Source organism: Psychrobacillus sp. Z3-81 (genome assembly GCF_056620325.1).
In genome coordinates this window covers 244,025-263,048 of the sequence record NZ_JBWQPU010000001.1, presented here as the reverse complement: position 1 = coordinate 263,048, position 19,024 = coordinate 244,025, and the positions used below count along the sequence as shown (strand labels likewise).

The window sequence follows — 19,024 nt, the reverse complement described above, 5'->3', positions numbered from 1 at the left end:
TTTTTGGGTATAAAAAAGAGAAGTCCGTAAAAACAGACCTCTCTATGAAATTTTCTTTAAAAAGGAAGATCAGAATCGCCGACTGTAATTGGTCCACCTGTAGCAGCTGGAGGATTAACATCAGAAACATCATAATACTTAGCTTTAGCAGCAGTACGTTTCTGTTTCACCCCATCAACCATCTTGTCGTATTCTTCGTGCTTAACAGTAATTTTCAAATTTTTATTGATAAGCTGCTTAGCCATATCCTCTGGTGAAGTGAAGACATGATTATGAGCAAAGCCACAAGCCTTTAACAGCGAATTTACAATCCTTACTGATACTTCGTGTTCAAAAGTGAATGTATTATAAAGGACCTTTGCCCCTTGATGATTTTGAGGAACATCAGAACGAATCTCAAAGTCTACTGATAACTTTGGTTTTTGTTGCTGTGTCTTACCAGCCTCGGCATTCACAATCACCGCTTCATATTTACCTTCCGCTACTAGCTCAAATCCTGTACTTGCGTTTTCTTCATTAAATTTAAAGAATGACATTATTTTTTCTCTCCTTTTTCTTCTTTAGTTGTGGAAGGTTTATTACCAACCTTGAAAAGTTCTTCTTGAGCACACGCTTTTCGATTGTCTAATTGATTTTTAGCAAAGAGATAATCCGTCGGCTCTAACAAGAACCCTCTTTTCTGCGTTTCTGGATTAATGACCAATTTACCGACTACCTGGCATAATCCCATAAAGTTATTTAAAATTTTGTCACGCATATCTGGATATGCTCTATTTACAGCTTGTCCAGAAGGTAACTCCCATTTATCTGTTGTTTCCCAAGCGGTAAACACTACACGTTTTCCTAGTGTCTGTATGAAACGCACACTATCGATAATGAAAAAATCTATTTGCTGATAGTTAGCCATTGATGGAACACGATTGTTTTTTCCATCTCGCCCTAAATTCGCTAGCATGGATCTAGTAAGCTCCGAGATATTATCAAATACTAGATTGTCGTATTTTGATAAATCCGCTTTTGCCAAATCTTTCATTAATGAGTTCCATTCTTCCCAAGCTCGGTGAGAGTTAAATTCCACAATATCGATGTTCTCTTGGCCTTTTAAAACACTGTGTGTTTTGTCTAATGGCACATACAAGGTTTTACCTTCCAAATACTTTATTGTGCTTGTTTTTCCCATTCCAGGAGAACTGTATATAAGAAAAGTTGAAGCATCTGTTTTAATATCTTTAGCGCTTGATATGTTCATCCTTCGACTCTCCTATTCTATTAAAATGGTGCCTCTTCTGATTTGTCTTCCACAATTTCTTCAGCCTCTACGTCTTCAATAGATAACTGACCTTCTGCAGTATCATCCTTTTCAGGACGGTTTTCCATTTCTTCTTTAGCAGTGCTGTATGTGCGTTCTAAATCCACTAAGTAATAGAAGCCTTTGGAGTTATGCTTTTCATGGATCTTCTGCATAGTTAATGCTTCATCTTGCTTTGCATCAGCTACAATTTCCTCGGCTTCTTTATGTGAATCTGCATACCAACGCTCTTTTTGAAATAACATTTTTTTCGCCATTTGAATTTGTCTCCTATTCTATTTCTACTTTAAAAGTAGTAGTTTGAGGTTTTACTGCAGCACCTGGAACGACTTGTCCATTTTCATTGATAACAATTTGTTTGCCTTCTTTTTCAACGACTTGCAGTGTCTTTTTCAAATCACCCCATGCTAATTCTTTTTTTATTTTCACGAAAGGTAATTTGTTCTCTTCCACAAATGCAAGCAGCTGGGTTTCATCAGCTTTTTCAGGTTGAGCTTTGCTAGTAGTCGATTTTGTTTTACCGTAAGGTGTACTGATAGTTTTTGCTTTAGGGTTTTCTTCAAGCTGTCTAGCGTGATAATGAGAAACAGCAAACTGGAAGTATTCAATACGACTGTTTAATTTGGATAACTCACCTTGTTCCCAAGTATTTATACGGGCACGTTCTTCTTCTGCGAGTTGTTTGGTTGTTTTTTCTTCTGCTTTCAATGCAGACAACATACGGAAAGCCCAATTCAAACTTGATAGGCTATTAATTTCGTATGGTTTCTCATTAGCTGAGAAATCGATACCTTCCATTTCAGCAAGTTCAACTTCTTGAAGTTTGTTCATAATTTATCCTCCTTATGATATAATGTTGTGGAAAATGTTATTGTGAAGGACCTCTCTGCCAAGAGGTTCTTTTTATTTGTTCCATTTGATATGAAAATAACGTTCAGTATAATCTGACACGAGCCCTTTCTTTTTCACATCCACGAATTCACAATGATACCCAGTTGCCTTTAATGCCTTTTGGATAACTTTTAATGCTCTGATATCCTCTCCTGGATAGATCCGGTGCTTATAACCTGTATAACCCTCTAACGCTGAATCTTCTATTGCTCTAACAAATCTTTTAAAGATAGGACCGTTCAGGACCTCTTGCTCGAAGTCACGCTTTCCCTTTTCTGATATATCAGCGAGGAATTGTGGAGTAGGAATGTTTGGTTCCATTAATTTCACTTTCCTTTCTTTTGTGTTTTAACATAAGCATCATAAATTAACATGTAGCGCTCAATACCTGGTTTAGATAACCACTCTTTCGCTGTTGTTCTCACATACTCACCTCCCCTTATTTTGCTACGTAAGCACGTGCACCTAATGTCTCAATAAAGTAATCTTCCAAATTCTCTTCATAGATGATGTCATCATCTATCTGGAAGTAACGATCACCAGCCTGTAACTCGGTACCCATGAAATCTTCAATAGGATGGTCCTCTCTTTCAAAATCCAAATGTTCCTTGGTCGGATATCCGGTTAGCATTGCCCTTTCAATTTGTGGATGGACCATTGATTTCACCTAACTTTGCAAAGTAATTAATGGAACAAATGACTGCTTCATAACCATGCACCCTTCTGAACTCGCTTAAAGCTTCATCAATCATGAACCCTTCAGAAGCAATTCTGAATTTTTGACCTGTGTTTACAGTGACTTCCCAAATGGTATTCTTCATCACTTGAATCCCCCTGACTTGTTAATAGCATTACTGATTAGTGCAAGACGTTGTTCCAGTGACAATGCTGACCATTCACTTGGTTTTATTTTCATTAGTTTTCTCCCTTCCTCTAATAATCACGCCGCCAAGCATTATTTTTTACCAACTAGCTGTAATTTCGTCTATCACTTCAAAAGCTTGTTTTGCCGGATACCAACGCTTTTTATTTTTTCTGCGCTCAATAGCTCTCATACGCACATCGGATAGAATTTCTTGTTCCAGATATCTTTTAGACATACAAGTGAGTTCGGCGATTTTGTCTACATCAACAAACCACAGAGTTTCTCTTGCTTCTTCATCAATTTTTTTCATAATGTACTCACGAATCTCTGATTGGTTAACTTCTATTTGCACATTAGCAATCGGCAGAATCATCACCCCCTTCCGTTTTATGCTGACTTATTTTCTTTATTAGCAAAAAGATATTCCAGGTCATGTTCAGGAAAAAAACGTCTTTTAATGGCTAATGCTTCGTTAAAAGAAAATACGTAGTGCCCATTTAATTTGTCATAAACTGTTGCATCTCTAACACCTAAAAATTCGGCAATATCTTTCGCTTTAATCCCGTTTCTAACCATTTCCGCCTTTAAATTTCTTAACACTTCGACACCTCCTTACAAATTTTGATACTCAATTTCGTATCTTGACACCATAATATACTCAATTTCGTATTTAGTCAACTAAATAGTTAAAAATAATTCTCAATTTCGTATTTTTTTAGTTTACAAACATATAATTATGTATATAATGAAATTAGTTAATACGAAATATCGTACATTGCTAATCGGAGGAGACAATTTTGAGAGACACTAGAACTGAAATTATTGAAAAATTAATTGAAGAAAACTTTCCTAATAAAAAAGCCTTTGCTGAGAGTATAGATATGCCATACACAACTCTAAGATCTATGCTTCAAAGAGGTATCGGGAATGCTTCAGTTGATAACGTTCTTAAAGTTTGCAAAAAGCTAAACATCACTACTGATGAGTTAGAAAGAATGGCAAACGGCGAAGAAGTTAAGAAACATAAGGAAATTGAACTTACAGCAAAAGATGAAAGAGATATCCAAAAAGAACTACAAAAAATGATTCAAGAAGTAGGATCTAACAGTTTCGCAGCATTTGATGGGACTACTTTAGAGGATATGGATGAAGAGGATAGAGAATTATTAATATCTTCTTTGGAAAATTCATTAAGAGTAGCAAAAAAAATAGCAAAACAAAAATTCACCCCTAATAAATACCGCGAACAGGAATGAGTTAAATGCAATCTATCATTACTTTGGTTAATGAGTTAATAAAAAAGTATCAGACTAATGACCCATTTAAAATAGCAGCCTATTTGGATATCCAAGTTACTTCTGAGAATCTTGGGAACACCTTAGGCTACTATAATAAAGCGTATAGAATAAAATCCATTCACATTAATGAAAATGCAACTGAGGGGCAAAAAATCTTTATTTGTGGGCATGAGCTAGGCCATGCCTTATTACATCCAGATGCACATACACCTTTTATGAGAAGAAATACTTTCTTTTCAACAGACCTAATTGAACTAGAAGCCAATTATTTTGCAATACAATTGATTTTCTCTAAAGAACACTTTAGTGATGGATTGACTATTCAAGAGGCAGTACAGCATTATGGAGTACCCTTAAAATTATTAGAAAACAATCTTTAATTCGATATTTTTTTACACATAAATAGAACATTTGTTTCTTTTCCATTCTTGTACATTGCGCCGCCAAGTGATGAAAGGAATGGTAATAAATGAAATTACAAAAATCAAATAAGGATCCAGAGCTATATTCCTATCTAAATGCAAATGAAGAAAGATTGTGGATGTATAGACATAAATATATTGATTCCAGTGGAAGGCGTAAAGAAAAGAAGAAAAGTGGATTTACTTCTGAAAAAGTAGCTTTAATGGCCCTCTTGGAAACAAAAGCAGCTACTTTACGTGGTGAATCAAAAATTATTGAAAAAGATGCTATGACTGTTGGGCAATGGTTAGATATTTGGTATGAAATGAATGAACATAAATGGAAGTTAACCACTCGGATACAAAGGGAAACAATTATACGGCTTCATTTAAAGCCCTTTTTAGGCCATTACAAGCTCCAAAAATTAGATAGACCTATTTATCAAAGAGAGTTTTTAAACGCCTTAGAAGGTAAATATAAGGCGAGTAGCATACATCTATGGCATAACATCTTCAAAATTGCTATCAATGCAGCTGTGGAAGAAGAAATACTTTCTCGTAACCGTTTCACAAAAATAACTATTACATCCACCGATGATTCTATCCCTGAACAACAAAAAAACTTTTTAACACCATCGGAATTAATAACTTTCCTTGATGATGCTAAAAAGCACTCTGAACACATGTATTGTTTATTTCAATTAATTGCCTATACAGGAATAAGACGCGGGGAAGCATTAGGTCTACAGTGGAAAAATATTAACTTTAAGAAAAAAACAATCACCATTGAAAGGACGAGAGATGAAAAAAGCGTTCGTCCACCTAAAACCCGAAATAGTTATAGAACTATTTTAGTTGACGATTTGGTAATCAAACAATTAAAAGCATATCAGGTCTGGAGTAAACAGGTTCTGCTGAAAAATCAAAAAAGATTAAATGATGATTCTTTTGTATTTATAAACCATGACTCTGGTGAGCCTATATCAAATAGCAATTGTATGTATCACTTTAACAAAATTAAGAACAGAACAAATCTTGGTCATCTTACTATTCATGGTTTAAGACACACACATGCAACGATTTTGTTAAACCAAGGGCAAAATGTAAAAGAGATTGCCCAAAGGTTAGGCAATACTGTTGATATGATTTATAAGATATACGGTCATGTATTAATCGAGTTGGAACAGGAATCCGTTTCACTGTTCAGCCAAAGCTTAGCCACAGCTGGGGCTAAAAATGGGGCTAATCAATAGCCCTAACGGCTTCAACCCTTGATGTATAAGGGTTTTTGAGGAAATTAAACTATTATGAATTATACTATGAAGATAATGCATATTACAACAGCTAGAAAAAGAGATGCCTTACAGTTCATTGAATGGCTGGCCCAGCAGTCATTACAACCGGCTACTTTACAAAAATAAACAGCCATAAATATTTATCCCATATATAAATCTATATTTTCTCTCTCATTTCTAAACTAATTAACTATTTCACTATAAATAATTTGCGTACTATATCATATCTAGTATTTGGGAGGTGTTAAATTATGTCAAATAACCAAGGCGGGTCCTACGGAGAAAACTATTCTAATCGTAGTGGGTATGGGAACAACAATTCTGGATTTGCGTTACTTGTTGTGCTTTTCATACTGCTAATTATTGTAGGTGCAGTAATCACTTCAGGAAATAGCGGATATAAGGGTGGATATTAGTATGTAACACTGCTATATAATTTTCTCCCTAGACAGATATAAAAAAGACAAAATACATCAAGGGCTAAAACCTCTGCATGTATTTTGTCTCTATTATTGGTCGTATACCTAAGAAGTTACCTTTTCATTAAACACATTTGACAAAGCCCTCGCTAGGATTGCAATTGTTCTATTTAATTCTACTTCGGAATTATCGGGACCTCCAAGCTCTACTAACAGTGCATTCTTTGAAAGATCTTGATTATAAACTCCATCTACCCCCTTGCCATACTTAGGCAAAGTTCCTCTCGATATACCAGGCACGAGTCTATTCATCTCATCTGACACTGCTTTGGCTATCTGTGCATTCCACTTAAAATTAGGATGCTCCTCACCTATGACAAAAATAACCTTTGCATAGGATTCTTCCCCAACCTGCAATGTCGTAATATTTCTCTTAGCGGCATCTCTATGAAAATCTATGACAAAATCATATTGTTCCTTTTCTATTGCTTTTTGTACATAAGGTCGAATATCATGATAGTTTTTAATATTAAATGGCTTATCTATTTCTACAAAGTCTGCTTCCAACTGGTTAAATGCAAACTGTGCAGTTATTTGCTCTGCGAAGGCAGATATATTTGTTTCTTGATGATAGGTAGCAATCTTTTCACCTTTGTCCTCTAGTATAGGCTTGAATGCTTCCTGCCAATGCGTAAAATAGACTAACGCTTTTTTAGGCGGAATAAATTCTGCCACAGCTTCTACCTTTGGTTTTGCATCAATTTGTGCTGCATAGACTACAGGTATCTCCTCGCTCTTTTTCTCTCTCACCGTCTCTTTTTCTATTACCTGTTCAGTAGAAAGCGGTGTCTGGAGTGTCGCAATTACAATAGGAGCCAAAAATAGAAGTAACAAAATACTGATCAATTTTTTAACGGAATTAGCCATAGTATCCACCCTCCTCACACAATCGTATGAGGAGAGCGAGAATTTTAGAACTTAATTAGCTGTTAACCAAGTATTTAAACTGCTTGAAAGCATATATGCATAGTTTTCCACCCAAGCATCTGTTTCTTTGGGAGTAACGAATAAAGAAGGATTCTTTCCAGCAAAAACTTCTGCAAATAATTTTCGCTTCTCTTCTGTTGACCAGTGTACCCATTCTCCAAAAATTGGCTGTAGCACCTTCTTATCCAAATTAGATTTCTTACTAGAAGTCATGGGTGTAACTGCCAATGCCGCAGATGGCTTGCTTGATTCTTCCACCTTAGAAGCAATATGGTGTATTACCTGCTCCATCGCATCCGCGTAAAGAACCGGTCCGTCTACAACCATTGGTATTCCTATTGCTATTACCGGAACCCCATATACTTCCTTCGAAATCTCTTTTCTTTGATTCCCAACACCTGAACCCGGATGGATCCCTGTATCCGTAATTTGAACTGTCTTACAAAGCCTTTCACTGTTTCTCGCAGCCAAAGCATCCATCACGACAATCAAGTCTGGTTGAAAAGCATCACTAATCGCTTTCACAAAATCACTTGTTTCAAATCCCGTCTGACCAGTAACACCAGGGGCATACATGACAACCTTCATGTTCTCTTGGTTGGTTAAGTCAGAGCCTTGCAAATACTCAATAGCCTTCGGACCAATTGCATCAGGGGTTATTGAAGCATTTCCTAAGCCAATGATCAGTATTTTTGGGTTTTTCTTCAGCTTTAGGGATTTTTGAAGCTCATGCAGCTTTTCCACAAATATTCTTGCGATATTCTTAAAACTATTTTCATCCTCCGGAGAAAGGGTTAAATCTGTAAGGGTAATATATTTCCCTTTCTTTTTCCCAATATTCTTTTCTCCTTCCTCATCTACCTCAATAGATGTGATAAGAACTGCACCATCACGAGTTTCCTCTAATTTTATACCCTCAGAATCCTTTAATGTTTCCTTTTGTTTTTTCGTACGATGTTTAACCATTTCATCTGATTCATCTAATAAATCTGTACGTCCCCACATATATTTTCACCTCAAATTTAGTTTGGTCTAACTGTCAAGTAAATATTCTTGGCTTTATATATTGCAATTTAGTTTTTCGTTTGTTAAAATAATGCTTGTTGTATAAAACTGTATACAAAACTTGTATCATCTCAGACCTTATTAGGAGGTGAAAGGTATGCCAAACATTAAATCTGCTATTAAACGTGTTAAGAAAGCGGAAAGCGTAAACGCTCAAAATGCAAAAGCTAAATCAGCTATGCGTACTGCTGTGAAAAAAGCTGATACTGCAGTGCTTAACAACGATGAAAACGCAAAAGAACTTATTAAAGTTGCAATTCAACAAGTTGAAAAAGCAGCTTCAAAAGGTTTAATTCATAAAAACGCAGCTAGTCGTAAAAAAGCTCAATTAATGAAAAAAGCGTAAGTTGAAAAAAGACTGGTCGATTTTATCGACCAGTCTTTATTTATAATTCTTTTTAAAGGACCACTTGCTTCAACATTTCCTCAGCTTAATAGAAATAATTCTAGAATCCGCTCTCTGTTACCACTTAATGTCTTCAGCTGTAAATCCACCGTTGCGATATCATTTAATGCTTTTAAAAGCTTCTGTTCATGATGCAACATAGGATGATCCATTAGAAGCTTCACACGATATGGATGCACCTTTAACTGGTTGGCAATTTGTTGTGCATGGTATCCTTTTTTCTTTAAATGACTAATTTGTGCCATCAAGCGTACTTGCGAGGCGATTAAAGCATTTAACTTCAGCGGATCCTCTTTTCTTTTTAATAAATCATGATAAATCTCGATTGCCACACTTTTATTGCCAGATAAATAGGCATTCCCCAAAGCGAATACATCCTCTTCTAGCGTCCTAACGAGAAGCAATCTAACTGTCTGCTCATCAATCTCATGCTCTTCTCCAATGTACGTAGCTAGCTTCTCTATTTCATTTTGAAGATGGACCAAGTTAGTGCCTCCCATCTCTAGCAAGCTTTGCACTGCTGAATCCGAGATAGTTTTTCCATGGCGACCGGCTTCCTGGACAATCCAGCTTTTTATGTCATGCTCTTGAAGGCTAATAGCTTCTATTACATTGGAATACTGTTTCATTGATTTCGTAATTTTTTTTCTTTCATCCAATTTTTCGTAAGGAGCTATAAATACAGTAACAGCAGTAGGAGACGGATTTTTTAACCAATCTTCTAGCATTGCAAGATTATGTACTACCTTTTCCTTCCCTTTTTCTGTCGCTTTAAGAAAGAAAGCATTTTTGGCAATAATAAGCTTACTATCTGAAAAGAAAGGCAATGTGTCTGCCTCATATATTACTTCCTCAATGGTTGTTTCCTCCAAATCAAAGGTAACAACTTCTCTTTCTGAATCCTTAGAGAAGTTAGCTTTAAGCCTTTTGATTGTTTCCTCTATAAAATAGCCCTCAGAGCCAAATAATAAGTATATCGGTGAGATTTCTCCCTTTCCAATTTGCATCCATTTTTCTGTGATCATTGCGTAGCTCCTTGCTTTTATTATATGTATATTATAACGTATTTCAGTTGAAAGTTTTGCGAAAAAAATGACAGCTAGATGAAAAAGAAGGTAATGTATATAGATTTTTCTTGTACTATCCGATATAATTAGGTGGAAATAGGAGGGGTAGCAATGAATGAGTTTGAACAAAATGTACAGTCGAAGCGTAATGACGCTATCGACTCAGGCGTAGGCTTTGTAGTCTCCTTTGGATTTTTTGCAACTATGTTTATAATTGCAGTAGTTATTGAGTTTTTAGCTCGATAATAACCAGAAAGGGACAGTTTGTTGAGATGGTCTCTTTACGACAAGGATGGTGGCATTGTAATGCGATCACCGCACGATCAATGCCACATAGCAGATATCTAATGTCATAGAAAAGGGTTGTCCCATGAGTTTTTTACTTCTGGGACAACTCTTTTTTCCTTTCAAAATTCCCATGAGACCGGATACTTACCTGCCTACATATCGAGTGCTTTAATGTATGAAATAAGTGACCTTCCCCTCTTTCGTTATCTCTACTTCTATCGCACCTACTTCTCCTGTCTGAAAATAGGGGATGCTTAACATATCTAATCTATCTGTTACTTCCTTGTGAGGATGACCATATCTATTTTGAAAGCCCGCTGTAATAATTGCTAAATCTGGCTTCGTGTGTTCTAAAAATTGCTGGTCACTCGAAGTTTTACTACCATGATGTCCTAGCTTGATTAATGTGAGATCGTTTAAGGATGTTCCGTACATTTCAAGTAAACGCTGCTCCCCTTCCTTTTCTAAATCCCCTAAAAATAATCCATGAAAATAGTTATTGTACATAGATAGGATTAAAGAATCGTTATTTCCCTCATAATCGCTGTTCTCCGGATATAGATAAGTAAAGATGAAAGGACTTAGCTGAAAAAAATCTCCTGCCCTCTTCTCCAAAATGGGCACTTGGTGAAGGTTTGCTACTTTTCTTAACTCATCCATTGTCTTTTCCTCCAAAGAGCCTGGACTTATATGAATCTCCTTCACCTTGATAGCCTCTAAAATTTCATCTGCTCCCTCCATATGGTCTGCATCTGCGTGTGTGAGGATCAAAGCATCCAGCTGATGAATTCCTTTTCCTTTCAAAAATGGCACTACTACCTGCTCTCCCACTTTATATTCGTTTTTGCTGTTTTTCCACGCCTCTTCGTTTTGAAAGCGAAGTAGCCCTCCTGTATCAATCATAATCGTCTTATTCCGATAAGGCAGCTCGATAACAATACAATCACCTTGCCCAACATTTAAAAAGGTAATTCTCGTAGAAGAATCCAGAGAAGGATAAATCTGTATAAGGATAATAGGTATTACGAGCACACAGAAAGCTCTCTTCCATTTTTTCTTCCCTTCGAACATAACCAAAAAAGAGAGTAGACCAATATATGCAGCAATAACAATCGGAATAGGAGGCATCATAGGTTTCCACATCTGATAGGGCAGACTTCCTAATAAGAGTATCCCATCTTGCAGAAACAACCGAAAAGGTTCATAAACAGATAACAAGATGCTAGTAATAAGGGGAGAAAGAAAACTGATAAAGAGTAGTAGCAGATTAATCGGAAGAATAATGAAAGAAAATAGAGGTACAAATAATAAATTTGCTAAAAAAGAGGAAATCGAAATTTCAAAAAAATGAAAGAGTAACAAGGGGAAGACGATCAGCTGGCAAAGGAATGTGATAAAGAAAGATTGAATGATATAGGAGGATTGACGTTGAAGTAGCTTGGAAGAAAAAATTAAAGAAAACGCTGCTAAATAAGATAATTGGAAGCCTATTTGGAAAATCACCCAAGGAGTTATAAAGATAAAGCCGATTATACTTATTGCAAAGGCATCCTCTATCGGGATTTTCTTACGGACCCTCCCACTGATTAGTATAATTAAGGAAACCGAAACAGCTCTCCATACAGAGGGTGCTCCACCAGCAATAAATGCATAAAGAGGCAAGGCGACAATTAAAAGGACACTTGCAACTTCCTTTCTAACACCAACACGCAAGAGAGTTTCATATAAAAGCATCACTATTAGACCGACATGTAAACCGGAGATTGCAAATAAATGAGTAATCCCCAGCGTTTGATAGGCAACTTGTAGCTCATCGTCTAACTCTTCCCTACTTCCAATTAAAAGAGCCTCTGCCTCGGCTTGAAGCGTCTTTGGAAAGGTGTTACCAATGTGCTCCTTCAGTTGAAAGCGCTGATCGGCCATTATTGTTCTAAAGCTATTATTCTTGTCGATATATGTATAATTCTCGACCTCAACCTGACCAGAAGCTCCATTACTCTTTATATAGTCATCCATCCGAAAAGCATACTGATGAGCATATGGAGCCTCCATAGTAGGATATGCGTCTACAGCAAAACGAGAGCCCGCCAGAGAATAAGAAGAAAAGTACACTTTTTCCTCCTCCGTTCTCAGCTTCCATTTAACATACCACTTCTGTCCATGCTCTGAAACTGCAAAGCCTCTGATGGTCTGGCCGTTAATTTTATAAACTTCTGTCCAGGTCAGTTCTTTTATATCAGTTTCTGCAGAGAGGTGGATTCTTTCATTGACAAGTCCAAAAGTAAGCAATCCAAGAAAGATATAGGTAGATAAGACAACCAGGTGCATCCTTTTATATAGCAGAAAGGGTAATAATACTATCAGTAAAATTAAATATTCGTTCAATTCATAAGCTAGCAGGGTTCCTAATAGAACAAAAATAGCTCCGTAAATCCATGTCCCTCTAAAAATTATAGTCCGAATAGGCTTGCCACCTTCTCTTCATAAGGTTGTAGCTCCTCAGGGCTAGCCCCTTTTTCTCTTAATTTCTCCATTAGCTCCATATATAAGGAAACCTTGTCTTCTTGAAGGAAATCAATTTTTCTTTGATCAAAAGGAACATGGAATACTTCTACTCCAGCAGTTTCCAGAAGTTCTACTGCATAGGGATTATTTTTATAATCCTGTGCGTAATACAGTCGAGCAATTCCACTTTGAATGATAGATTTTGTACAAGGTAGGCACGGAAAATGCGTTACATAAAGATCAGCTCCACTAGCACCAATCCCATACTTTGCGCATTGCAATAATGCATTCATCTCTGCATGAATCGTACGTACACAATGGTTGTCCACTACATAGCAGCCGTTATCAATACAATGGTCTCCACCTGAAATAGAGCCATTATACCCGCCTGCTATAATCCGCTTGTCTCGGACAATAGTAGCCCCTACCGCCAATCGAACACAAGTACTTCGTAATGCTAATAAATGGCTTTGTGCCATAAAAAACTGGTCCCATGTTATACGCTCCATATAAATACCTCCAAATTTTGCTTTATACTAAGTTTAGTAGTTTAGAAGACAAAGTTCAATATTGCTTATTTTACGGTAATTAGCTGCTCTAGATGCTCATAGGTTTTTTCCCCTATTCCCGGAACATTCATGAGGTCTTTTACATCTTTAAAGGGACCATTTTCCTCTCTATATTGCAAAATCGCTTCTGCTTTAGATGGCCCTATCCCTGGAAGAGACGTCAAGGAAATAGCATCTGCTTTGTTTAAATTGAGTAGACGCTCCTTCTCCTGAGGAGCAATTTCTTCGCTTGGTTCTTCTCCAATGAGAGGAATAGAAAGAACCATCTCATCTGTCAAACGCTCAGCATGATTAATGGTACTGCTATTGGCTGTGGAAAGATAGCCACCTGCAAGCTGTATAAGAGCTAAAACTCTTTCGCCTTCTTCAAGCTCATATACTCCTGGTTTGTGAACAGCACCTTTAATTTCTACAAAAATAGTAGTGCTCTCCGTTTCTGATACATTTTGTTCATCTTGTATGACACTTGGTGGGGGAACTTCTATAGGACTAGTAAGAGGTGTACGTTCTGCTTCTGTATTCTTCCAAAAAAATAATAGGACGATAATCGGAAGGATAGCCAATGGGAAAAGGAGTTTCTTATAACGTTGAAAGAATTGTTTATTTAAGGGGATCATCCTCTTTCAAAAGAGGTAAATTATATGGAGTTATACAAAATATACCAAATTTACCTCTTGTTGAAAAGAATTATTTTATTGCGTGGAAAAAATAACGTTGTACATCTTCATGGGAATCTTCAAAAACTGAATCACTTATAGAGATAGAACGAAAACCAACTTCCTTTAGAAGTTCCTTATACTCTTCTAAAGGAAATGTTCTTTGATAATGTGATTCTTCAAATCTCTCATAGTATCCTGAGTGGCCTTTTACAAAGAAGGTGATGTCATGATAGATAGAGTGCTGTTCCTCTCCTGGCTCCGTATGCCATATATAGGCTACATCCTCATCCTCATAAGTAAAAGGGCCATCTGGATAGATGACGTCCATTTTATATAAGGAATGCACATCAAAAAATAGATGTCCATGTTCGTTTAGTGATTCATATATTCCTTGAAAGGTTTCTTTTACCTCTTTCAAATCCTCCAGGTAGTTCAAGGAATCAATTGCAATTACCGCAATATCTATTTCTCCTAGACCATTTAGTCTGGACATAGATTGACATAAGAAAGTAATATCTACCTTGTTTTCTATACATCTGGACTGAGCCACCGCAAGCATATCTTCTGACAAATCCACTCCGATGACCTCATAACCCATTTTAGCAAATTCCATACTTAATACACCGGTACCACAGCCCACATCTAATAGCTTGGCACCCTTTTCAGCAGGCGCATTGGCCGCTACCCATTCTGCATATTTAGAATATGGAATATCCTTCATTAAGGAATCATAAATATAGGCGAATTGATGGTAGGAAGACATTATGCATCCTGCCCAACTTGAATCATTGGTGCATCTCCCCATAATCTTTCCAGGTTATAATACGCACGCTCATCTTTATGGAAAACATGTGCAACGACATCTCCCATATCCACTAGAACCCATCTTGCTTCGTCAAAGCCCTCTAAGCGTTTCACGTTGTAACCAGCAAGTAACGCTTGTTCAGAGAGTTCTTTTGCAATCGCTTGAACTTGACGATCAGAATTTGCATGGCAGATAAGGAAATAGTCTGCAAGTAATGACACCCCTTGCATGTTAAGTACTACTATATCCTCTGCTCTTTTATCGTCTGCGGCTTTATAAGCGATTTCCACTAGTTTTTTTGAATCCATTCTTTCACTTTTCCTCTCTTCTTACCAAATCATTATAACAATGAAATGAATCTGGATATATCGATTGTTTTTTATTTATCAGAAACGCAATACTGTGTTGAACACATTGAAGCATGGCGTCGTTTAAATCTTTTTCTGCTATTTCCCGAAGAACTTCTACCCCGGGATACTGTCGGTTTGGTTCAATCATATCCGCTATATAGATAATCTTTTCAAGATCCGACATACCTACTCGTCCTGTCGTGTGATATTTAATAGCATTTAGGGTGTCCTGGTCCTTTATATCATATTCATGCTCCGCAACATAGCTGCCAACCGGGGCATGCCAAAGCTCATGATGGAACTCTAATAATAAAGGATCCATGCCCTCTGTAATGATTTTTTCCTTTAACCATTCTTTTTCCGCATACTTTACACAATCATGTAAAATTCCAGCTATCTCCGCCTTCTCCTGATCAACTCCATACTTTTGGGCTAGTTTTATCGCTGTTAACGTAACACCCTTCGTATGAATCCAACGTTTCTCCGGCATGCGTTCCTTCATTTCTTCCAGCAGCTGTTCATATTTCATATAGCTTCTCCCTTTCAATGTACTCCCTTACGGCATCTGGAACCAGATACTTAGTCGTGTTTCCGTTTTCAAAACGACGACGTATTTCGGTAGAGGAAACATCTATTTGAGGAATTTCTACTATCTTGATAGGATATGCTGTTTGCAAGCTTGTATGCGGTCTTGCAACACCAATCAGCTGAACAATTTGTACAAGCTCATCAATACGGTACCAGTTAGGCAGGTACTCTACCTGATCCCCTCCAATGATGAAAAAGAACTCGCTGTCGGGCTCTCTTTGCCTTAACAGCTCTATTGTGTCGAATGTATAAGAAGTACCGCCTTTTGTTAGTTCCATATCTTCCACTTTCATAAAAGAACAATTACCAATCGCTAGCTCAAGCATGGTAACTCTTTGCTTGCCCGTTACCCGGAAGTCCTGCTTTTTATGGGGAGGGATAGCATTCGGCATGAATCTGATTTCCTCTAAACCTAAGGCATGGTAAACTTCATTCGCAATGATTAGATGTCCTATATGGGGGGGATTAAAGGTGCCACCTAGTATACCCACTCGTTTTTTCATCGCCCTGCTTTTGGCAGCTCGATTCGTTTGTTATTTTTAGATGGCTTGTACAATACAACTGTTAAACCGATTAGTTGAACTAGCTCCGCATCTGCACCCTTAGCCAACGTTTCTGCCACTTCATGTTTATCTTCTTCACAGTTTTGTAAAATACTCACCTTTATTAATTCACGGACCTCTAAAGCTTCCCCTATTTGCTTAATCATTGCATCATTAATACCACCCTTACCAACCTGAAAAATTGGTGACAAATGGTGAGCCTCACTGCGTAAAAAACGTTTTTGTTTACCTGTTAACATAATTTCCTCCTAAAAAACCTGTAAGTCTTTCAATCATTGAATCAACATCCGGCAGCACGCCATTCCAATAAGAAAAGGCTAATGCCCCCTGATGGACCAACATTCCAAGACCATTAAGTGTTCGTGCTTGATATTTTGCTGCTTCCTCTAAAAACGGAGTAACCAATGGATTATATACAATATCCGCTACAATTGCATCTTGTTTGACTCCCTTTAGTTGAATAGGGAGCTGTTGTCCTTTTTCCAAACCTACAGAGGTGGTCTGTACGATTAAGTCATACTGCGCTACCTGATTCTCTGCATCCTGCAAGGAAACAGCTTTTCCTACCCCAAGCTCCTGTACTAGTCTTTCTGCATTCGTTAATGTTCTATTGGCAATAGTGATAGAACGATAACCAGATTGCTTAAATGCATAGGCAATGCCTCTTGCTGCTCCGCCCGCCCCTACTAATAGAATGTTGCTAGTTATGGGAACAGATCCTATAGAATGGAGAAAGCCAAGACCATCTGTATTATAACCTATATACTTCCCCTGCTCTGTTCTCACAACTGTATTTACTGCACCGATATTTTGAGCCGACTCGTCTATTCCATCTAAAAAAGGAATAATTGCTTCCTTGTATGGCACTGTCACATTCCAACCGCTGCAGCCTAATAATTTTAGTGCTTGAACTGCTTCAGACAGCTTGTTTTCTTCCACCAGAATGGGAATATAGCTTGCCTCTATATTTTGTTCCTTTAGCCAAGTATCATGCATAAAAGGAGACAGCGAGTGGCTAATTGGGTTGCCTATTACTGCAAACCATTTTTTCATATGGAACTACCTCCTAAATAAGGGAAGGTCGAATGGAGACTTGTACTCCGGCTGGTGCATGAGCAGCTACGACACACCCACCCTTTTGTACAGTGATCCAACCTAACCCTGAAAACACAATGTCCGTCTTATCGTCTTTAATTTTAAACTCATGACGTACAAGTGGCGGTAGCTTCTCTACAAACTTTTCCGAAGGTGGAGAAAGTAATGTTCCACGGTGCTCTGCCCAGAGCTTATCGGCATTTTCAAGTTTTGTTCTGTGAATTGGAATATCGTTTGAAATATAGTAAGTAAAGGCCGCACGCTCTCCTTTTATAAAGTCAAAACGCGATAAGCCACCTAAATACAGCGTTTGCTCACTGTTTAGCTGAAACACTTTTGGCTTAATCTCTTTCTTCGGTGTAATGAACTTCAACTCGGAGGGATCAATATGATGAGCCATTTGATGATGATTAATAATACCTGGAGTATCGTGCAGGGCCTTCTTATCATCTAAAGGAATTTCAATCATATCTAATGTTGTTCCAGGAAAATGAGAAGTTGTAATAATAGCATCTTCACCGGTAGCTTGCTTAATAATGCGATTGATGAATGTAGATTTCCCTACATTTGTACACCCAACCACATATACATCTTCGCCTTCTCGATATTGCTCAATAGCTTCCATTGCCTCAGGCATACCTGTGCCTTTATGCGCACTTACAAATAAAACATCAATTGGTGACAAGCCTAATTTTTTTGATTCCTGCTTAATCCAATTGATTACTTTATTTTTTTTCACCGATTTTGGTAATAAGTCAGCTTTATTTGCAATTAAAAGGATGGGGTTATTTCCTACAAAGCGATGGAGACCTGGCAACCAGCTTCCATTAAAATCAAAAATATCTACTATTTTTACAATTAGTCCTTTACGAGTTCCTAAGCCATTTAATATTCTTAAAAAATCATCGTCTGTTAAAGAGACAGGCTGAAGCTCATTGTAATTTTTCAACCGAAAACAACGCTGACAAATGATTTCCTCCTTTTCTAAAGAGGATGGTGGGGCATATCCCGGTTCACCTACAAATTCTGTTTGTATAACAGTACCGCATCCGATACATTTTAACGCTTCTGTCACGCTTCTTCCTCCCATGTCACTTTACCTTTTCTATCTAAGTAACTAAATATTCTTCTTTCAACCATTCGATTAAAACGAGTAACAAAGCCGTCTGATTTTGCCACTGGAATCACTAAGATCGTATGTAGCTTTTGACGATTTCCTCCGAAAACGTCCGTAAGTAATTGATCACCTATTACTACAACCTCTTCTTTTTTCACAGACATAATAGAAAGTGCTTGTCTAAAGGCTTTTCCAAATGGCTTTCTTGCTTTATAAATAAATGGAATACTTAAAGGGTCTGCAAAGGTTTTTACCCTTAATTCATTATTATTGGAGACTATTGTCACCTGGATGCCTGCAGCCTTCATGGAAGCAAACCATTCAATTAGCATAGGAGTCGCCTCCGGTCTATCCCATTCCACAAGTGTGTTGTCCAAATCTGTGATAATTGCTTTAATCCCCTTTTCTTGGAGCATCTCAGGGGTTATGTGAAACACACTTTTCACAAATTCACTGGGTATAAATTTATTGATCAAGTTAAA

The 19,024-nt window shown here is 37.3% G+C and carries 28 protein-coding genes and 1 pseudogene; 6 read left to right on the top strand and 23 right to left on the bottom strand.

All coding sequences use genetic code 11. The features are described 5' to 3' along the window. Positions 1 to 56: 56 nt before the first annotated feature. The 9 genes from AC1ECF_RS01335 to AC1ECF_RS01295 all read right to left on the bottom strand — a co-directional run bounded on the left by AC1ECF_RS01335 (position 57) and on the right by AC1ECF_RS01295 (position 3,665). The gene (locus AC1ECF_RS01335) at positions 57 to 536 is read right to left on the bottom strand and encodes a DUF669 domain-containing protein (protein WP_480387581.1); all 480 of its coding nucleotides are present in this window, start codon (positions 534 to 536) and stop codon (positions 57 to 59) included. Then, positions 536 to 1,249 carry an AAA family ATPase gene (locus AC1ECF_RS01330; protein ID WP_480387580.1) on the bottom strand — a complete coding sequence of 238 codons (714 nt, stop codon included), beginning with the start codon at positions 1,247 to 1,249 and terminating at the stop codon, positions 536 to 538. The genes AC1ECF_RS01335 and AC1ECF_RS01330 overlap by 1 nt, the downstream gene beginning before the upstream one ends. Before the next feature lie 20 nt (positions 1,250 to 1,269). Beyond that, a complete protein-coding gene (locus tag AC1ECF_RS01325) occupies positions 1,270 to 1,566 on the bottom strand; it encodes a hypothetical protein (RefSeq protein ID WP_480387579.1) in 297 nt (98 codons plus the stop codon). A 13-nt stretch (positions 1,567 to 1,579) separates the two neighbouring features. Next, positions 1,580 to 2,140 carry a host-nuclease inhibitor Gam family protein gene (locus AC1ECF_RS01320; protein ID WP_480387578.1) on the bottom strand — a complete coding sequence of 187 codons (561 nt, stop codon included), beginning with the start codon at positions 2,138 to 2,140 and terminating at the stop codon, positions 1,580 to 1,582. Between the two features lie 72 nt (positions 2,141 to 2,212). Further along, positions 2,213 to 2,521: a hypothetical protein gene (locus AC1ECF_RS01315; protein ID WP_480387577.1), complete on the bottom strand. Its 309-nt coding sequence runs from the start codon at positions 2,519 to 2,521 to the stop codon at positions 2,213 to 2,215. 118 nt (positions 2,522 to 2,639) lie between these two features. Next, positions 2,640 to 2,858 (bottom strand): YqaI family protein, encoded by a 219-nt coding sequence (locus AC1ECF_RS01310; protein WP_480387576.1) that lies wholly within the window; start codon positions 2,856 to 2,858, stop codon positions 2,640 to 2,642. Continuing rightward, positions 2,839 to 3,021: a hypothetical protein gene (locus AC1ECF_RS01305; protein WP_480387575.1), complete on the bottom strand. Its 183-nt coding sequence runs from the start codon at positions 3,019 to 3,021 to the stop codon at positions 2,839 to 2,841. Before AC1ECF_RS01305 ends, AC1ECF_RS01310 begins: the two co-directional genes overlap by 20 nt. 141 nt (positions 3,022 to 3,162) lie before the next feature. Beyond that, on the bottom strand, positions 3,163 to 3,438 hold the full coding sequence (locus tag AC1ECF_RS01300; RefSeq protein WP_480387574.1) for a hypothetical protein: 276 nt from the start codon (positions 3,436 to 3,438) through the stop codon (positions 3,163 to 3,165). 14 nt (positions 3,439 to 3,452) lie between these two features. Then, positions 3,453 to 3,665: an XRE family transcriptional regulator gene (locus AC1ECF_RS01295; protein WP_480387573.1), complete on the bottom strand. Its 213-nt coding sequence runs from the start codon at positions 3,663 to 3,665 to the stop codon at positions 3,453 to 3,455. Between the two features lie 197 nt (positions 3,666 to 3,862). Here AC1ECF_RS01295 and AC1ECF_RS01290 point away from each other — a divergent pair, with 197 nt between their 5' ends. The 4 genes and pseudogenes from AC1ECF_RS01290 to AC1ECF_RS01275 all read left to right on the top strand — a co-directional run. Then, positions 3,863 to 4,321 (top strand): transcriptional regulator, encoded by a 459-nt coding sequence (locus AC1ECF_RS01290; RefSeq protein WP_480387572.1) that lies wholly within the window; start codon positions 3,863 to 3,865, stop codon positions 4,319 to 4,321. A gap of 5 nt (positions 4,322 to 4,326) precedes the next feature. Next, a complete protein-coding gene (locus AC1ECF_RS01285) occupies positions 4,327 to 4,743 on the top strand; it encodes an ImmA/IrrE family metallo-endopeptidase (protein WP_480387571.1) in 417 nt (138 codons plus the stop codon). An 89-nt stretch (positions 4,744 to 4,832) separates the two neighbouring features. Beyond that, positions 4,833 to 6,017: a tyrosine-type recombinase/integrase gene (locus AC1ECF_RS01280; protein WP_480387570.1), complete on the top strand. Its 1,185-nt coding sequence runs from the start codon at positions 4,833 to 4,835 to the stop codon at positions 6,015 to 6,017. Between the two features lie 344 nt (positions 6,018 to 6,361). Continuing rightward, positions 6,362 to 6,475, top strand: a pseudogene (locus AC1ECF_RS01275) (YjcZ family sporulation protein); the annotation flags it as partial. A gap of 108 nt (positions 6,476 to 6,583) precedes the next feature. Here the strand turns inward: AC1ECF_RS01275 and spoIIP are convergent. Both spoIIP and gpr read right to left on the bottom strand, forming a co-directional pair. Beyond that, a complete protein-coding gene (spoIIP, locus tag AC1ECF_RS01270) occupies positions 6,584 to 7,405 on the bottom strand; it encodes a stage II sporulation protein P (protein ID WP_480387569.1) in 822 nt (273 codons plus the stop codon). 51 nt (positions 7,406 to 7,456) lie between these two features. Next, positions 7,457 to 8,470 (bottom strand): GPR endopeptidase, encoded by a 1,014-nt coding sequence (gene gpr / locus AC1ECF_RS01265; RefSeq protein ID WP_480387568.1) that lies wholly within the window; start codon positions 8,468 to 8,470, stop codon positions 7,457 to 7,459. 157 nt (positions 8,471 to 8,627) lie between these two features. Here gpr and rpsT point away from each other — a divergent pair, with 157 nt between their 5' ends. Then, the gene (rpsT, locus tag AC1ECF_RS01260; RefSeq protein WP_480387567.1) at positions 8,628 to 8,876 is read left to right on the top strand and encodes a 30S ribosomal protein S20; all 249 of its coding nucleotides are present in this window, start codon (positions 8,628 to 8,630) and stop codon (positions 8,874 to 8,876) included. Positions 8,877 to 8,956: 80 nt separating this feature from the next. Here the strand turns inward: rpsT and holA are convergent, their stop codons facing one another. Beyond that, positions 8,957 to 9,961: a DNA polymerase III subunit delta gene (gene holA / locus AC1ECF_RS01255; RefSeq protein WP_480387566.1), complete on the bottom strand. Its 1,005-nt coding sequence runs from the start codon at positions 9,959 to 9,961 to the stop codon at positions 8,957 to 8,959. A 153-nt stretch (positions 9,962 to 10,114) separates the two neighbouring features. Here holA and AC1ECF_RS01250 point away from each other — a divergent pair, with 153 nt between their 5' ends. Beyond that, positions 10,115 to 10,249 (top strand): YqzM family protein, encoded by a 135-nt coding sequence (locus tag AC1ECF_RS01250; RefSeq protein ID WP_480387565.1) that lies wholly within the window; start codon positions 10,115 to 10,117, stop codon positions 10,247 to 10,249. A 210-nt stretch (positions 10,250 to 10,459) separates the two neighbouring features. Here the strand turns inward: AC1ECF_RS01250 and AC1ECF_RS01245 are convergent, their stop codons facing one another. The 11 genes from AC1ECF_RS01245 to AC1ECF_RS01195 all read right to left on the bottom strand — a co-directional run bounded on the left by AC1ECF_RS01245 (position 10,460) and on the right by AC1ECF_RS01195 (position 19,018). Next, the gene (locus AC1ECF_RS01245; protein ID WP_480387564.1) at positions 10,460 to 12,619 is read right to left on the bottom strand and encodes a DNA internalization-related competence protein ComEC/Rec2; all 2,160 of its coding nucleotides are present in this window, start codon (positions 12,617 to 12,619) and stop codon (positions 10,460 to 10,462) included. 122 nt (positions 12,620 to 12,741) lie between these two features. Beyond that, entirely contained in the window at positions 12,742 to 13,305 is a 564-nt protein-coding gene (locus AC1ECF_RS01240) for a ComE operon protein 2 (RefSeq protein ID WP_480387563.1), read from the bottom strand. Between the two features lie 65 nt (positions 13,306 to 13,370). Continuing rightward, positions 13,371 to 13,982: a helix-hairpin-helix domain-containing protein gene (locus AC1ECF_RS01235; RefSeq protein WP_480387562.1), complete on the bottom strand. Its 612-nt coding sequence runs from the start codon at positions 13,980 to 13,982 to the stop codon at positions 13,371 to 13,373. A gap of 70 nt (positions 13,983 to 14,052) precedes the next feature. Next, a complete protein-coding gene (locus AC1ECF_RS01230) occupies positions 14,053 to 14,787 on the bottom strand; it encodes a class I SAM-dependent DNA methyltransferase (protein ID WP_480387561.1) in 735 nt (244 codons plus the stop codon). Continuing rightward, positions 14,787 to 15,137, bottom strand: a complete 351-nt coding sequence (gene rsfS / locus AC1ECF_RS01225) for a ribosome silencing factor (protein ID WP_480387560.1) — start codon at positions 15,135 to 15,137, stop codon at positions 14,787 to 14,789. Before rsfS ends, AC1ECF_RS01230 begins: the two co-directional genes overlap by 1 nt. A 4-nt stretch (positions 15,138 to 15,141) precedes the next feature. After that, on the bottom strand, positions 15,142 to 15,708 hold the full coding sequence (yqeK, locus tag AC1ECF_RS01220; RefSeq protein WP_480387559.1) for a bis(5'-nucleosyl)-tetraphosphatase (symmetrical) YqeK: 567 nt from the start codon (positions 15,706 to 15,708) through the stop codon (positions 15,142 to 15,144). Further along, positions 15,698 to 16,270: a nicotinate-nucleotide adenylyltransferase gene (locus tag AC1ECF_RS01215; RefSeq protein ID WP_480387558.1), complete on the bottom strand. Its 573-nt coding sequence runs from the start codon at positions 16,268 to 16,270 to the stop codon at positions 15,698 to 15,700. Before AC1ECF_RS01215 ends, yqeK begins: the two co-directional genes overlap by 11 nt. Further along, complete coding sequence (gene yhbY, locus AC1ECF_RS01210; RefSeq protein WP_480387557.1) at positions 16,267 to 16,569, bottom strand: ribosome assembly RNA-binding protein YhbY; 303 nt, start codon at positions 16,567 to 16,569, stop codon at positions 16,267 to 16,269. Before yhbY ends, AC1ECF_RS01215 begins: the two co-directional genes overlap by 4 nt. Next, positions 16,556 to 17,383 carry a shikimate dehydrogenase gene (gene aroE, locus AC1ECF_RS01205; protein WP_480387556.1) on the bottom strand — a complete coding sequence of 276 codons (828 nt, stop codon included), beginning with the start codon at positions 17,381 to 17,383 and terminating at the stop codon, positions 16,556 to 16,558. The genes yhbY and aroE overlap by 14 nt, the downstream gene beginning before the upstream one ends. Positions 17,384 to 17,396: 13 nt before the next feature. Beyond that, complete coding sequence (yqeH, locus tag AC1ECF_RS01200; protein ID WP_480387555.1) at positions 17,397 to 18,515, bottom strand: ribosome biogenesis GTPase YqeH; 1,119 nt, start codon at positions 18,513 to 18,515, stop codon at positions 17,397 to 17,399. Beyond that, positions 18,497 to 19,018 carry a YqeG family HAD IIIA-type phosphatase gene (locus AC1ECF_RS01195; protein ID WP_480387554.1) on the bottom strand — a complete coding sequence of 174 codons (522 nt, stop codon included), beginning with the start codon at positions 19,016 to 19,018 and terminating at the stop codon, positions 18,497 to 18,499. Before AC1ECF_RS01195 ends, yqeH begins: the two co-directional genes overlap by 19 nt. Positions 19,019 to 19,024 lie beyond the last annotated feature (6 nt).